This window comes from Haloarchaeobius baliensis (assembly GCF_052060055.1).
GTDB lineage: Archaea > Halobacteriota > Halobacteria > Halobacteriales > Natrialbaceae > Haloarchaeobius > Haloarchaeobius baliensis.
In genome coordinates, this window is sequence record NZ_JBPPFR010000003.1 from 592,177 (window position 1) to 604,878 (window position 12,702).

A 12,702-nucleotide genomic window follows, 5' to 3' on the forward strand; every position below is an offset into this window, starting at 1 on the left:
ACCCCGGAACGGCCCGTGGTGGTCCACCGCAGCGGTCGTCTCGTCGCTGTCCGACCGCCGTGCTGCTGTCGACGTCATCGGTCGGTTACCACCGTCTCTCCCGGGGCGGTGGTGGCACCGGTCGAGAGCTTCACCCCGGCGTTCAGGTTCGTGTCGATACCCGTCTTCGCGCGGTCGCCGACGACGACACCGAACTTGCGGCGACCCGTCGACACGGACTCGCCCTTCACGTCGACCCGGACCGGCTCCTCGTCGTGTCGCAGGTTCGCCACGGTCATGCCGGCACCGACGTTCACGTCGCGGCCGAGCACGCTGTCGCCGATGTACGAGAGGTGTTCGACGCTCGCGCCCGCCATCAGCAGGCTGTTCTTCACCTCCACGGCGTGGCCGACCGTCGCGTCCCGGCCGATCAGGGTCGACCCGCGGACGTAGGCGTTCGGACCCAGCGTCGCCCCGGAACGGATGCGCGCCGGCCCTTCGATCACCACGCCGTCGGCGACGGTCGCGCCCGCCTCGACGACGACGTCACCCTCGATGCGGGCGTCGTCGCTCACGTCGCCGTCGAGCCGTCGGCCCGACCGTCCGATCCGTCGCTCGTTCGCCTCGAGCAGCTCCCACGGCCGCCCCACGTCGAGCCACTCGTCCAGCTCGACCGGCGTGACGTCCGTCCGTTCGATCGTCGTCGCCAGGACGTCCGTCAGCTCCCGTTCGCCCCGCTCGCTCTCCGGGACCGAGAGCCAGTCGCTGGCGGCCGCCGGGAAGACGTAGACACCGGCGTTGACGTGCGAGGAGGGCGGGTCGTCGGGCTTCTCGACGATGCTCTCGACCGCGCCGTCCGCGAGAGTGACCACGCCGTAGTTAGAGGCGTCGTCGACCTCGTACACGCCGAGACTCGGTCCGGCTTCGACGAGGTCGGCCACCGAGTCGTCGTCGTAGATGCTGTCCCCGTTGAGGACGAGGAACTGTCCGTCGATGTGGTGGGCGGCCGAGGCGACGGCATCTGCGGTGCCGTCCGTCGACGCCTGTTCGGCGTACTCGACCGGCACCCCACGGTAGGTCTCCCCGAAGTACTCCGTCAACGTCTCGGGTTCGTACCCGACGACGAAGACGAGCTCGTCGACACCCGCCGAGACGGCGGCGTCCGCGGCGTGTGCCGCGAGTGGTCGGTCGTCGACCGGCAACATCGGTTTCGGTCGCTCTGCCGACAGCGGGCGCATCCTGGTACCGCGACCGGCAGCGAGAACTACGGCTTGCATCAGTATCGAACCATACGCAGTCGTGTGGTTTTATTATAGAGCAGGTAAGCACCGAATCGGTTTTTTCACACGTCGGGAGTGCACACGTCGCCGTCGTCCCTGGTTGCTGTTGGCCGTCGGAACGCATCTCGAATCACGAATTCGTCTGTTTTCGGGCCTTAGAGGCTTGCTAAGTGCCTGAACGATGGTCGGGCCTTACGGTGGCGGCGGTGCACTTCCACGACGATGGATCAGTTGACCGCACTGCAACGTGACATGATGTTCGCCGTCGCTGGACTCGACTCGCCGAACGGCCGCGAGGTCCAGCGGGAACTCGAACGGACGCAGGACCGGGAGTTCGTCTCCGGACACGTCTACACCGTCTTCGAGGAGCTCGTGACGGCCGGGTTGCTGGAGAAGTCCCGGCGGAACGGTCGCTCCAACGAGTACCGGCTCACCGAGACGGGACGCTCCTGGCTGGGATACCGGTGTCGCTGGCAGAACTCCTACGTCGCGCTTGCTGGCCTGGCGGGCCGGAGCGGTCTGCAGACCGCCCAGGACTGAGCATGGCGCACCTTCGACTGCTCCTCGCCGACCCGGAAGCGAGACGCTTCGAGGGGGCGGAGGGGACCTGGTTCGTCTCCGGTCTCCGGACCGAGGCGATTCGACGCCTCCTCGCGGACGCCGAGAGCCTGCGCGCGGTCGCCGACGACCTCGCAGCAGTGACCGACGACGCCGTCGTGATCCACGTCTCCCGGACCGCCAACGGGGGTACGGTCGAGGCCTACCGAAGCGTCACCAGCTCCCGGCCGCTGTACTACCTCACGGGCTCCGACGGCCTCGTCGTCATCGCGGATCACTTCCGGAACGCGCTCGCGCAGCTGGACGTGTCGGAGCGCCGGACCTCTCGCGAGGCGATCGCCGACCACCTGCTGTTCCGGTCGCCGGTCGCCCCGACGACGTACGTCGAATCGGTCCGACAGCTCGGACGCGGCGAGCTGCTCAGCTGGAACGGGAACAGCGACGGCTGGTCGCGCGACCTCGTCGACAGGCTGGCCGTCGAGGCGGAGTGTCGGCCCGAGACGGCACGCGACCGGGTCGACGACGCGCTCTCGGCGGTGCTTGACGACGGTGCCTCGGCGACCACGGCGACCATGTTCTCCGGCGGTGTCGACTCCACGCTGTTGCACACGTACCGGGACGACGCACCCGCGATGCACGTCGCCGTCGAATCACCCGAGTTCGAACGGGAGACGGGGGCGCTGGACGAGGCAGCGAGCCTCCTCGACGTCGAGCCGGACGAGGTCACCGTCGCCGAGACGGCGTTCCTCGAGCATCTGGAGCGAACGGTCGACGCGCTCGGACTGCCGCCCCGGTACAACCAGACGGTGTTCACCGACGCCGCGTTCCGGTCGCTGGACGCCGGCCGCTTCGTGAACGGGCACGGGGCGGACGCGCTGTTCGGGCTGCAGGGACTGAAGGCGGCCCGGATCGCGGACTGGCTCGGGCCGTCGATCTCGATGCTCGGGCCGCTCGTCGACTCGCTCCCGGGTCGGGAACCGGACTCGGTGCGGGCCCTGCGCGAGCGACGGGCGCAACTGCAGGTGCCGGCGTCGACGCCGCACTCGCTCGCCCAGGACCTCGCCTCGGACATCCATCCCGATGCAGTCGGCGATATACTCGACGACAGAACCGTCTCCGAACGGGTCGCCCGTCGGAGCGAGTACGGTCATCGCCGTGCCGAGTTGACCGCCGACACCACGTTCGGGCGGCAGGTCGAGTCCGGACACCTCGTCGACTTCCTCGCCGACGACGGGGTCGGCCAGTGGCGCCAGCTCGGCTACGCACGCGACCAGAGGCTCGTCGCGCCCTTCCGGACGAGACGGCTCGCCCGGTGTGCCCTCTCGGTCCCGCCTGAACGGCGGTACGTCAGGGGGTTCGACGACGTCCCGGACCTCCGGCCGAAGTACCTGCTGAAGTCGCTGTTGTCCTCGCGGCTGCCCGCGTATCCGGTCGACAGTCGGAAGGGGGCCGGCTCGCTCCCCATCCGTCGCTACGTCGAGTCCGGGCCGCTCGCGACGGTGTTCGAGGAGTACCCGCCACCGAGCTTCCTGCACCGGGTGGCCCGTTCCCGCCACGTCGACTCCTACGGGCCGCTCACCTGGGCGCTGCTGACGTTCGCCGTCTGGCGGGACCGCGTCCGGGACGAGCCTGACCTCGGCCACGTGCTGGGGACGGAGAACTACTTCGTCAGGCTCCCCCGGGACCCACCCACCCCGGTCCCGGGCCGTCGGACCCTTTAGTGACAGTATAGTAAATCGCCTGCCGGTTCTGCCCTTCGGCATGGACGTCGCGACCGCGAACGAACTCGGAGGAGAGGTGCTCGACGAGGTGTCGAGCGTCGTCATCGCCGACGATCAGGTGCTCGAGAACGTTCTCACCGCACTCTACGCACGAGGCCACGTACTGCTGGAGGACGTCCCCGGGACGGGGAAGACGCTCACGGCGCGGACCGTGGCGACGACGCTCGGACTGTCGTTCTCGCGTGTCCAGTTCACCCCTGACCTTCTGCCGGCCGACATCACCGGCACGAAGACGTTCAAGGAGGACACCGGCGAGTTCGAGTTCACTCCGGGCCCGGTGTTCGCGAACATCGTGCTGGCGGACGAGCTCAACCGAGCGTCGCCGAAGACGCAGGCGGCGTTGCTCGAGGCGATGGAGGAGAAGCAGGTCACCGTCGACGGCGAGACCTACGAACTCCCCACGCCGTTCGTCGTCATCGCGACGCAGAACCCCGTCGAGTCCGGCGAGGGGACGTTCCCGCTGCCGGAGGCCCAGCAGGACCGCTTCCTGCTCAAGGAGAGCTTCGGCTACCCCGACATGGACGGCGAGCGGACACTGCTGGACCGACGCGAACGTCGGACCGACCCGCTGCCCGCTGCCCAGCGCATCCTCTCGCCCGAGATGGTCCGCGACCTCCAGGCGGCGCCGGAGCACGTCGACGTACACGGCGACCTCAAGGAGTACATCCTCCGCGTCACCAGGGCGACGCGGGCCGACGACCGCGTCGAGGTCGGCGTGTCGCCACGCGGGACACAGCGACTCTTCGAGACCGTCCGGGCGAGGGCCGCACTCCACGGTCGCGACTTCGTCCGGCCGTCGGACGTGAAGACGCTCGCCGAGGCGGTCCTCGCCCACCGGCTCGTCCTCGAGACCGACGCGATGGTCGACGACGTGAGCAAGACTGACGTGATCGAGGACATCCTCTCCGACGAGCCCGTCCCCCGGCTCAGTCGTGGAGGGCAGCCGTGAACAGCAACGCGCCGACGAGCACGAGGGTGAACGACGTGAGCGAGAGCGACGGAAGCGAGACGGTCTGCAGGCCGTAGCTGAGGCCGACGGCGACGGCTGCGACGGCCACGCTGCCGGCGAGATGGACGAGTTCACTTCTGTACGTGGCGACGTCCCGGCCGAGCTGTTCGCCCACGTTCGTCGCGTGTTCTCCGGCGTCCCACGTCAGCACGGTCCCGGCCGTCCCGACGAGCAGGACCGGGAACGACGCCTCGTGGAGCAGCCCGAGCACGAGCACCGTCAGGAGGAGACCGGTCGCTCCTGCTTTGAGGAGTCCCCTGGAGCCACTTCCACGGAGCGGTGCGACCGCGGCAGCGACGACGGCGACGCCGAACATGCCGGGAAGGACGGCGACAGTTCGGGAGAGTCCACCGGCCAGTGACGCACCGTACGCCACCGACAGTACGGCGATCGTGACTCCGACCCCGGCGAGGACCAGCCCCGGGAGTCGGCGGCCGCGCCTGGCGAGCGTGAGTCCACCGACCGCCGTCGCGAGTCCGACGAACTCCACCCCAAGCGGTGCGACCAGCGTCGAAGGCCCGACCAGCGCGAGGGTCGCGACGGCGACCAGGACGGCCACGGTGCCACTGAGCCACGTCGGCCGGTGGCTGACCGTGACGTGGTCGGTAGGCTGGTCGGTCATCGGCTCCACCGTCTGGCCGCGCGGTCGAGCGCGGTCTCGAGTGCCTGGTCGTCGCTCCACAGCACGACGCGAACGCCCGCATCGCGGAGCTCCATCTCCCGGTTGCGTCGTTCGACCCGGGCGAGGCGTCTCCCGTCGCTCCCCTCGTCCGTCGGGTCGGGCGTGATGACCGTGACCCCGTGGCCGGCGACCTGGAGCCGCCGGGCGAAGCGGACGATGTCGTCGTCACAGAGCGGCGACAGCAGGACGAGCTGTGTGCGTTCATTCAACGTCGAGCGGAGCTGGGTCGCCTGCGCCTCGAAGTCGACGGAGTCCGTCGGGCGGCGCGAGTCGAAGGTCTCGTGGGTCGCGAGGATCCGGTGCGCGCGGCGCGTGTGTTCCCTGCCGGTGTCCGGTTCCAGCAGGCAGTAGGACCGACCGAATCCGACGATTCCGACCGGGTTCCGCGTCCCATCGAGGACGTCCACCAGGCGTCGGGCTCCGGCGACGCATCTGACGACGGCGTGGGTCTCGCCTTCAGGGCCGCGGTACGCGGTCCGCCGGGCGTCGACGGCGACCAGGACACTCGTCGCGCGCTCCTCGCGGTACTCGGTGGTCGTCAGCTCGCCGGTCGCCGCGTAGCGGTTCCAGTCGATGCGGCCGAGCGAGTCACCCGGACGGTACTCGCGGGTCCGGTAGAACTCGGTCCCGGTGCCGCCGGAGTCCGCCGAGATACGGCCCACCTGCTGGAGGGCCTCCGGTCGGACCGGCGCGGCCGAGAGGTCTGCCGTGCAGTCGAGCTCCGTCCGGTCGTCAGCCCCGACCGTCGTCTCGACCTCGACGGCGCCGGCCACGTCGCGGGCCACGACCGTCGCGGGCTCGAACCCGTGGGTTCCGCGTTCGGCCCGGACCGTGTAGGTGAACGAGTCGGACTCGCCCGGTCGGAGCGCGGTCCCGCGTCTGGGGAGCGCGTCGACGACGGAGAGTGCCGGTGGGACGCCGTCGAGTATCCTGAGGTCGGCGAGGGTCCCGTCGCCACGGTTCGTGACCGTGACCGTCACGTCGACCTCGTCGTCGGGCTCGGGGGAGGATTCGCTCACGGCCCGCTCGAGGTGGAGCTCCGGTTCGGCACGCGGTGCCAGGTCCGGATAGGCGGCGAAGACGACGCCGACGCCGGCGAGCAGCAGCAGTGGGGGGCGCTTCGCGACGAGCCCGACTGCGCCGACGAACAGTGCCACGCCGACGACGCCGCGCCACCGCTTCGTCCTGCGTTCGGTCACGTCTCGCCCCCTCCGGTGGCGTCCCCGGCGTCGAGGGCCTCGATGGCGTCGACGGTGTGTCTGGCGTACCGGGGTGCACGCACCGTCGCTCCGAGCGTGAGGTGTCCGTCCGCCACGAACGCGGCCGCGCGCTCGTCGTCGGTCCACTCGCCAGCCGCGACCTGCTCGGCGGCGTCCGTCCGGCTGCAGCTGTCGGTGCGTCTGACGGTGCCGACCGCAGCCGACCGGAGGCGGTCACGGACCGCTTCGCGCGACTCGGCGCCGAACAGCGGGAGGCGGAGCTGCCACGTCGACAGCCGCTGGTCGAGTCGGTCGCCCGCTGCCGGCACCGTGACCGGCCCCTCGGGGTCGGGAGTCGACACCTGGTTCATCGTCTCGGCGCTCCCGGAGGCCGTCGCGAGCATGGCGCCCGCGGCGGCGACGCCGCCGACCGCGACGAGCAGGAAGTAGTCGTTCCCGAGGGTCTGGACGACCGACGAGACCGGACCGCCAGCGCCGGTGCCACTGGTCACCACGCCGAGGAGCATCGCGAGTATCCCCCCGGCTGCGAGCAGCCGCCGCATCAGCGGCCCCCGTTCCGGGTGTGGGAGTCGGTGCAGATCCGGCGGGACTCGGAGGCCCGCTGCCGTCGGCTCTCGGTCACCGGTTCGTCGCCGTACCGAACCTCGGTGAACACCTCGGTCAGTGGTTCGATGGCGGCTCGCTTGCCCCCGCGCTCGATGGCTCGTCGTGCACACTCTGCCGGTGTCTTCGACCGCGCCGAGGCGAGCCCGAACTCCTCCATCGTCCGGTACCAGGCCTCTTCGACGGCGTTCCCTGGTGTCTCCGGTGGGACGGTGTCGTCCTCGTCCCGGACCGGCTGACCCTCGCCGGGTCCGTCGAGGAGCGCGGCCAGCCGCGCCAGCAACCGGCCACGGTTGCGGTACGCCGCCAGCGCGCCGACGGCGAGCAGGCCGAGCGCGAACACGACGCCCAGTGCAGTTCGGAGGAGCGCCAGCAACCGTTCCAGCAGCCCGGTCGACGGCTCTGCGGGGACTGTCACGCTGTCGTCGCCCTCGCCGGGCGCCAGTTGTTTCGACTCGTCGGTCTGGGAGTCGGCCAGGTCCGACGAGTCGGCTGGTTCGTTCGGGGACTGCTGCGAGGAGTCCACCGTGGACTCCCCACTGTCCGCGTCGCCGCTGTCGGTGTTCTCGGTCGGTTCCCTTCCCTGGAGCTGCCGCTTGATGCCCTCGGTCGCGTCCGCACCGATCGGGAGGAGTCCGGAGTCGATGTCGACTGCGTCGTCCGGTTTCGTGGAGATGGCCGAGTCGACGGAGCCGGCGGACGTGGCCAGGGCAAGCAGACAGCAGCCCAAGACTGCAAGCGAGAGGAGTCGGTGGTTCATCGTGGTCGGTGTCGAGTACGGTCGATGCTGTCCGTCGTCGGACGAGTCGGTCCCTGGAGGCCTCGGTCAGCGGGGCCGAGCCTACGCGCTCGCTGGCTCTTCGACCGTCGTCTCGGTCGAGTCCTCGGTCGCTTCGACGGTGTCCGTCTCCGTCCCGCCGTCGGCGCGCCAGACACGGCGGGCGAGAGCGACGAGGAAGACGATTCCGAGGGCGAGCGTGACTCGTTTCGTGATGCTTGTGTCGTCGAACATCACGGCTAGCTCGGGAGGCCACGGTGTTTATTATCGGTCTCCTAGTACTCACTGCCCGGACTGTTCGACCCGGCTTCGCGAGAAATGGGAGGGGCACGGAAGCCCGCAGTCGTCGTCTATTCCGTCGTTGCGGTGGTGCCGTTCGTGGTGGTGCCGTTCGTGGTGGTTCCGTCGGTCGTCGTCCCGTCGGTCGTCGTGCTATCCGAGTCGTCCGTGGTGGTCTCGGTGCCGTTCATCGACCCATCGCTGGTCGTTCCGTTCGTCGTCGGTCCGTCGGTGGGCCCGGTCGTCGTCAGCTCGTCTGTCGAGTTGTTCGCTGCCGGGTCTTCGTCGCCGGAGGGGCTCGAACAGCCGGCCAGTGCGATCAGGGCAACCACACCGAGTATCAACACGTACCGTCTCGACGCGTCAAGTTCGTCGAACATCATCTGTTCCGAGGGGAGTGGTGTTGTTTACTACTGAGTCGGTAAACCCGGGTTTAACACCCGTCTAAGCTCGCATCACCGAGTGGCTCGGTTCGGCGAGCGGTGCCTGGCGAGCGCGCCGGAGCGTTACCAACCGCATAGTAAACCGTCGACATCCCCACGTACTGGACAAGGATGACAACCGTCAGTATCGTGGTTCCGACGTACAACGAGGCCGGTGTGCTGCACCGGAGTATCGACAGCGTTCTTGACCAGACGTACGACGACTTCGAGCTCCTGGTCGTCGACGACGGATCGACGGACACCACGGCCTCCGTGGTGCGGTCCTACGAGGACGACCGTATCGCGTACCTCGCACACGGGACGAACCGCGGTGCCAGTGCGGCCCGGAACACGGGCATCGAGGCGGCGTCGGGCGAGTACGTCGCGTTCCTCGACGCCGACGACGAGTGGCACCCCGAGAAGCTGGAGCGACAGGTCGCGGAGCTCTCGACCCGACCGGCGTCCTGGGTCGCCGTCTACTGCGGCGTCGAACTCGTCACCGACGACGACGACGGCCCGCTCGACAGCATCCTCCCGCGGCGCTTCACGCGGATCGACGAGACCGAGGGTGCGGAGGGCGGCGAGTCACTCGTGAAGGACGTGCTGCTGGACAGGCTCCACACGAGCGCCGGCTCGACGCTGCTGGTTAGGCGCGAGGTCGTCGAAGCCATCGACGGGTTCGACGAGTCGTTCGACCGGTTCCAGGACTCGGAGTTCCTCATCCGCGTGCTCCGTCAGGGGCAGCTCGCATACGTGGACGATACCCTCGTCTCCCGGTACGACACGGGTCGTCCGTCGGCCGAGTCCATCGAAGCCGCCGACGAGGCGTACCTCGAGAAGTTCTCGGACACCGTCGACCGGCTCGAACGCCAGGGGTACGACATCAGGGGGACGCACGACTACTTCCTCGCGAAGTTCTACTTCCAGGAGGGCGAGCTCACCGAGGGGTTCCGCCACCTCCGTGACGCCTGCTGGCCGGAGACGCGCCAGTACCCCGGCCTGTTCTACTCGATGGCGACCGGGACGGTAACCTCCCTCTTCGGAGGCCGGGCGAGGCGTTCCTGACCCGGCTGGCGGTTTGAACCGCCGCTGCTTTGAAAAGGCGCAAGCACGACACCCCGAGTGGGAACGTATCTCGTGCTCCACCCGGTGTTCGGACGATGACAGGGTCCATCGGTCCGCGGTCGACGGACGATAGCCGTGGCCCCACCCGCCGCCGCCAGTTCATCATCTCCTATCTCGACGACGTAGAGACGCCGGTGACCCTCGACGAACTCACAGACGCCGTCGTCGCCTGGGAGCACGAGGAGGGAACTGCTGGGCCGACAGAGCGCGACCGACGGACGGTACGGGAGGAGCTGTACGAGGTCGACCTGCCGGGGCTGGCCGACGATGGCCTCATCACGTACAACCGCGAGGAGGGACTCCTTGGCTCGTACAGGGGCGACGCGTCGTCCCCCGATTCGGTCGACAGCGATTCCGACCCCGAGCCCCCGGTCATGAGCGCACAGCGAACGACCGGTCGGAGCCTGCAGGAGCGACACGCCGGCGCGGGGATGACGCTCCTGACGATGGCGAGCCTGGTCGTGGCTGCCCCGCAGCTCTCGAACGGCAACAGCAGCGCCTCGATCCTCGTCGGAGCGGTCCTCGTCGCCGCCATCGTCGCGCACGGGGCCGCACGGTGAGGGCCTGTCCTCCGTTCGAGGGGTCTATGAAATCTATAATAAAGGCCTCACCGTCGCGAGTGGGCGGTACAGATGGTCTGGAACCAGCGGAGTGTGTCACGTCCGGACAGCGGCCCCGGCGCTGCACAACTCGCGACAGTCTCGAACGAGAGCGAGGTCGCTCCCGTGTCGTCGACTGGGGAACGTCCCCGGCCTGCCGGCCCGCGACCGGGCCGCGAGCGGCTCGAATCTCCTGTACTGCGTCGTAATCACCGGACGAGAGACTCCGGGGTGGTCGCACGATGAGCGAACCCGCGCCACCCAGCGAACGGGTCCCGATCGCGGACCCCGACGTCGGCGACGCAGAGATCGACCGCGTCGTCGACGTCCTCGAATCCGGACAGCTCGCGTCCGGTGCCGAGGTCGATGGCTTCGAGTCGGCGTTCGCCGACTACTGCGGTGCCGACCACGCGGTCGCCGCCGCGAACGGCACCGCGGCACTCCACGCCGCGCTGGAGGCGGTCGACATCGAGGCCGGCAGTCTCGTCGTGACGACGCCGCTCTCCTTCGTCGCCAGCGCGAACGCGATCCGGTTCGCCGGCGGCATCCCCGTCTTCGCCGACATCGACCCGGAGACGTACACGCTCTCGGCTGAATCGGTCCGGGAGACGATCAAGGAGTCGCCGCGGGCGGTCGACGCCATCGTCGCCGTCCACCTCTACGGGCTGCCGGTCGACGTCGAGGGCCTGCAGTCGATCGCCGACGAGCTCGACATCCCGCTCGTCATGGACGCGGCGCAGGCCCACGGCGGGGCGTACGACGGCGAACCGGTCGGCACCCACGGCGACGTGAGTTGCTTCTCGTTCTATCCCACGAAGAACATGACCACGGGCGAGGGCGGCATGGTCACGACGGACGATCCGGAGATCGCAGACGCCGTGCGCCGGTTCATCAACCACGGTCGCGAGACGGCGGGCTACGAGCACGTCGAGCTCGGTCACAACTTCCGGATGACGGATATGAACGCGGCCCTGGGTCGTGCCCAGCTGGGGGAGCTGCCGTCGTACAACGAGGCCCGTCGGCGGAACGCCGCCAGACTGGACGAGGCACTCGAGGACACGCCGCTCGTCACGCCGACGGAACCGTCGGACCGTCGCCACGTCTACCACCAGTACACGGTCCGGTGTGGCAACCGAGACGAGGTGATATCGGCGCTCGACGACCACGGTATCGACGCGGGCGTCTACTACCCGTCCACCATCCACGAACTGGAGGCGTTCGACGGGTTCGAATCGCGGTCGCCCGTCGCGGAGCGGGTCGCCGACGAGGTGCTCTCGCTCCCGGTCCATCCCGGCGTCTCCCGTCGCGAGATCGACTACGTCGGACGAGTGCTTCGCGAGGAGGTGTCGATCGACCATGTCTGACGTCGTCCAGGACCCGCAGGCGCGACTCGCCGCCGGCGTCATCGGCGTCGGGAGCATGGGCCGGAACCACGCCAGGGTGTACGACGACCTCGCGGAGACGCGCCTCGCCGGCATCTACGACGCCGACCGGGAGCGGAGCGAGGCGGTTGCCGAGGAGTTCGACACCTCCGCCCGCGAGATAGACGCGCTCCTCGACGTCGTCGACCTCGTCTCCATCGCGGTCCCGACGGAGTACCACTTCGAACTGGCCCGGCGTGCGATACAGGCCGGCGTCGACATCCTCGTGGAGAAGCCGTTCGTCCAGGACCTCGACCGCGGGCGCGCACTGGTGCGGATGGCCGACCGGCACGACGTCACCATCCAGATCGGCCACGTCGAGCGGTTCAACCCGACCGTCTCGGTGCTCAGTCAGGTCGTCGAGGACCTCGACGTCATCGCCATCGAGGCCGAGCGACTGGGGCCACCACCGGAGCGGAACATCCCCGACTCGGCGGTCATGGACCTCATGATCCACGACGTGGACCTCGTGTGGAGCCTCCTCGACGGTTCGGTCGAGAGCTGCAGCGGGTACGAGACCGCCGACGGCCGGTACGCGGTCGGGACCCTGGAGTTCGACACCGACGCACTGTGTACGTTGACCGCGAGCCGCGTCTCTCGCGAGCAGGTCAGGACGCTCAGCGTGTCGGCGCAGGACTGCCGGGTCAAGGCCGACCTCCTCGAACAGCGGGTGGAGGTGCACCGGAAGAGCGACCCGAAGTACGCGGCCCGCGACGAGTCCGACTGCCGCGGTGGGGACGTGGTCGAGCACGTCTCGGTGGCCGACGGCGAGCCGCTCGAACGCGAGCTCCGCTCGTTCGCACGGACCGTCGACGAGGACGGCACGCCCACCGTCAGTGGGGAGGACGGGCTTCGTGTGCTGGAGATGACACGCGCCATCGAGGAGTCGACGGACGGCGTCGACACCGAGCCGCTCGCGCCCCACTCCGACTGAACGCCAGTCGATTCTCCCTCTGTTCGTCCGAT

14 protein-coding genes are annotated in these 12,702 nt (G+C 69.1%); 8 read left to right on the forward strand and 6 right to left on the reverse strand.

What is annotated here, in order from left to right; translation table 11 throughout:
• Nucleotides 1–74: 74 nt before the first annotated feature.
• A complete protein-coding gene (glmU, locus tag ACSG06_RS19680; protein WP_440991999.1) occupies nt 75–1,256 on the reverse strand; it encodes a bifunctional sugar-1-phosphate nucleotidylyltransferase/acetyltransferase in 1,182 nt (393 codons plus the stop codon).
• Between the two features lie 225 nt (nt 1,257–1,481).
• Between glmU and ACSG06_RS19685 the strand changes: the two genes are divergently transcribed.
• The 3 genes from ACSG06_RS19685 to ACSG06_RS19695 are packed head-to-tail and all read left to right on the forward strand — an operon-like array spanning nt 1,482 to nt 4,547.
• A complete protein-coding gene (locus ACSG06_RS19685; protein WP_440992000.1) occupies nt 1,482–1,799 on the forward strand; it encodes a helix-turn-helix transcriptional regulator in 318 nt (105 codons plus the stop codon).
• A 2-nt stretch (nt 1,800–1,801) separates the two neighbouring features.
• On the forward strand, nt 1,802–3,538 hold the full coding sequence (locus ACSG06_RS19690) for an asparagine synthase-related protein (RefSeq protein ID WP_440992001.1): 1,737 nt from the start codon (nt 1,802–1,804) through the stop codon (nt 3,536–3,538).
• Between the two features lie 40 nt (nt 3,539–3,578).
• Nucleotides 3,579–4,547 (forward strand): AAA family ATPase, encoded by a 969-nt coding sequence (locus tag ACSG06_RS19695; RefSeq protein WP_440992002.1) that lies wholly within the window; start codon nt 3,579–3,581, stop codon nt 4,545–4,547.
• Here the strand turns inward: ACSG06_RS19695 and ACSG06_RS19700 are convergent.
• The 5 genes from ACSG06_RS19700 to ACSG06_RS19720 all read right to left on the reverse strand — a co-directional run bounded on the left by ACSG06_RS19700 (nt 4,525) and on the right by ACSG06_RS19720 (nt 8,124).
• A complete protein-coding gene (locus ACSG06_RS19700) occupies nt 4,525–5,229 on the reverse strand; it encodes a DUF7519 family protein (RefSeq protein WP_440992003.1) in 705 nt (234 codons plus the stop codon). The two genes, ACSG06_RS19695 and ACSG06_RS19700, sit on opposite strands and share 23 nt — an antisense overlap.
• On the reverse strand, nt 5,226–6,488 hold the full coding sequence (locus tag ACSG06_RS19705) for a DUF58 domain-containing protein (RefSeq protein WP_440992004.1): 1,263 nt from the start codon (nt 6,486–6,488) through the stop codon (nt 5,226–5,228). Before ACSG06_RS19705 ends, ACSG06_RS19700 begins: the two co-directional genes overlap by 4 nt.
• Nucleotides 6,485–7,051: a DUF7269 family protein gene (locus ACSG06_RS19710; RefSeq protein ID WP_440992005.1), complete on the reverse strand. Its 567-nt coding sequence runs from the start codon at nt 7,049–7,051 to the stop codon at nt 6,485–6,487. The genes ACSG06_RS19705 and ACSG06_RS19710 overlap by 4 nt, the downstream gene beginning before the upstream one ends.
• Nucleotides 7,051–7,872 carry a DUF4129 domain-containing protein gene (locus ACSG06_RS19715; protein WP_440992006.1) on the reverse strand — a complete coding sequence of 274 codons (822 nt, stop codon included), beginning with the start codon at nt 7,870–7,872 and terminating at the stop codon, nt 7,051–7,053. Before ACSG06_RS19715 ends, ACSG06_RS19710 begins: the two co-directional genes overlap by 1 nt.
• Before the next feature lie 81 nt (nt 7,873–7,953).
• Nucleotides 7,954–8,124 carry a hypothetical protein gene (locus ACSG06_RS19720; RefSeq protein ID WP_440992007.1) on the reverse strand — a complete coding sequence of 57 codons (171 nt, stop codon included), beginning with the start codon at nt 8,122–8,124 and terminating at the stop codon, nt 7,954–7,956.
• 84 nt (nt 8,125–8,208) lie between these two features.
• Between ACSG06_RS19720 and ACSG06_RS19725 the strand changes: the two genes are divergently transcribed.
• The 5 genes from ACSG06_RS19725 (at nt 8,209) to ACSG06_RS19745 (ending at nt 12,670) form a co-directional block, all read left to right on the forward strand.
• Nucleotides 8,209–8,586 (forward strand): hypothetical protein, encoded by a 378-nt coding sequence (locus ACSG06_RS19725; RefSeq protein ID WP_440992008.1) that lies wholly within the window; start codon nt 8,209–8,211, stop codon nt 8,584–8,586.
• 137 nt (nt 8,587–8,723) lie between these two features.
• Complete coding sequence (locus ACSG06_RS19730; protein ID WP_440992009.1) at nt 8,724–9,656, forward strand: glycosyltransferase family 2 protein; 933 nt, start codon at nt 8,724–8,726, stop codon at nt 9,654–9,656.
• 95 nt (nt 9,657–9,751) lie between these two features.
• On the forward strand, nt 9,752–10,276 hold the full coding sequence (locus tag ACSG06_RS19735) for a DUF7344 domain-containing protein (protein WP_440992010.1): 525 nt from the start codon (nt 9,752–9,754) through the stop codon (nt 10,274–10,276).
• A 281-nt stretch (nt 10,277–10,557) separates the two neighbouring features.
• Complete coding sequence (locus ACSG06_RS19740) at nt 10,558–11,679, forward strand: DegT/DnrJ/EryC1/StrS family aminotransferase (protein ID WP_440992011.1); 1,122 nt, start codon at nt 10,558–10,560, stop codon at nt 11,677–11,679.
• Nucleotides 11,672–12,670, forward strand: coding sequence for a Gfo/Idh/MocA family protein (locus ACSG06_RS19745; protein ID WP_440992012.1), 999 nt, complete (start codon nt 11,672–11,674; stop codon nt 12,668–12,670). The genes ACSG06_RS19740 and ACSG06_RS19745 overlap by 8 nt, the downstream gene beginning before the upstream one ends.
• The last annotated feature ends 32 nt before the right edge of the window (nt 12,671–12,702 follow it).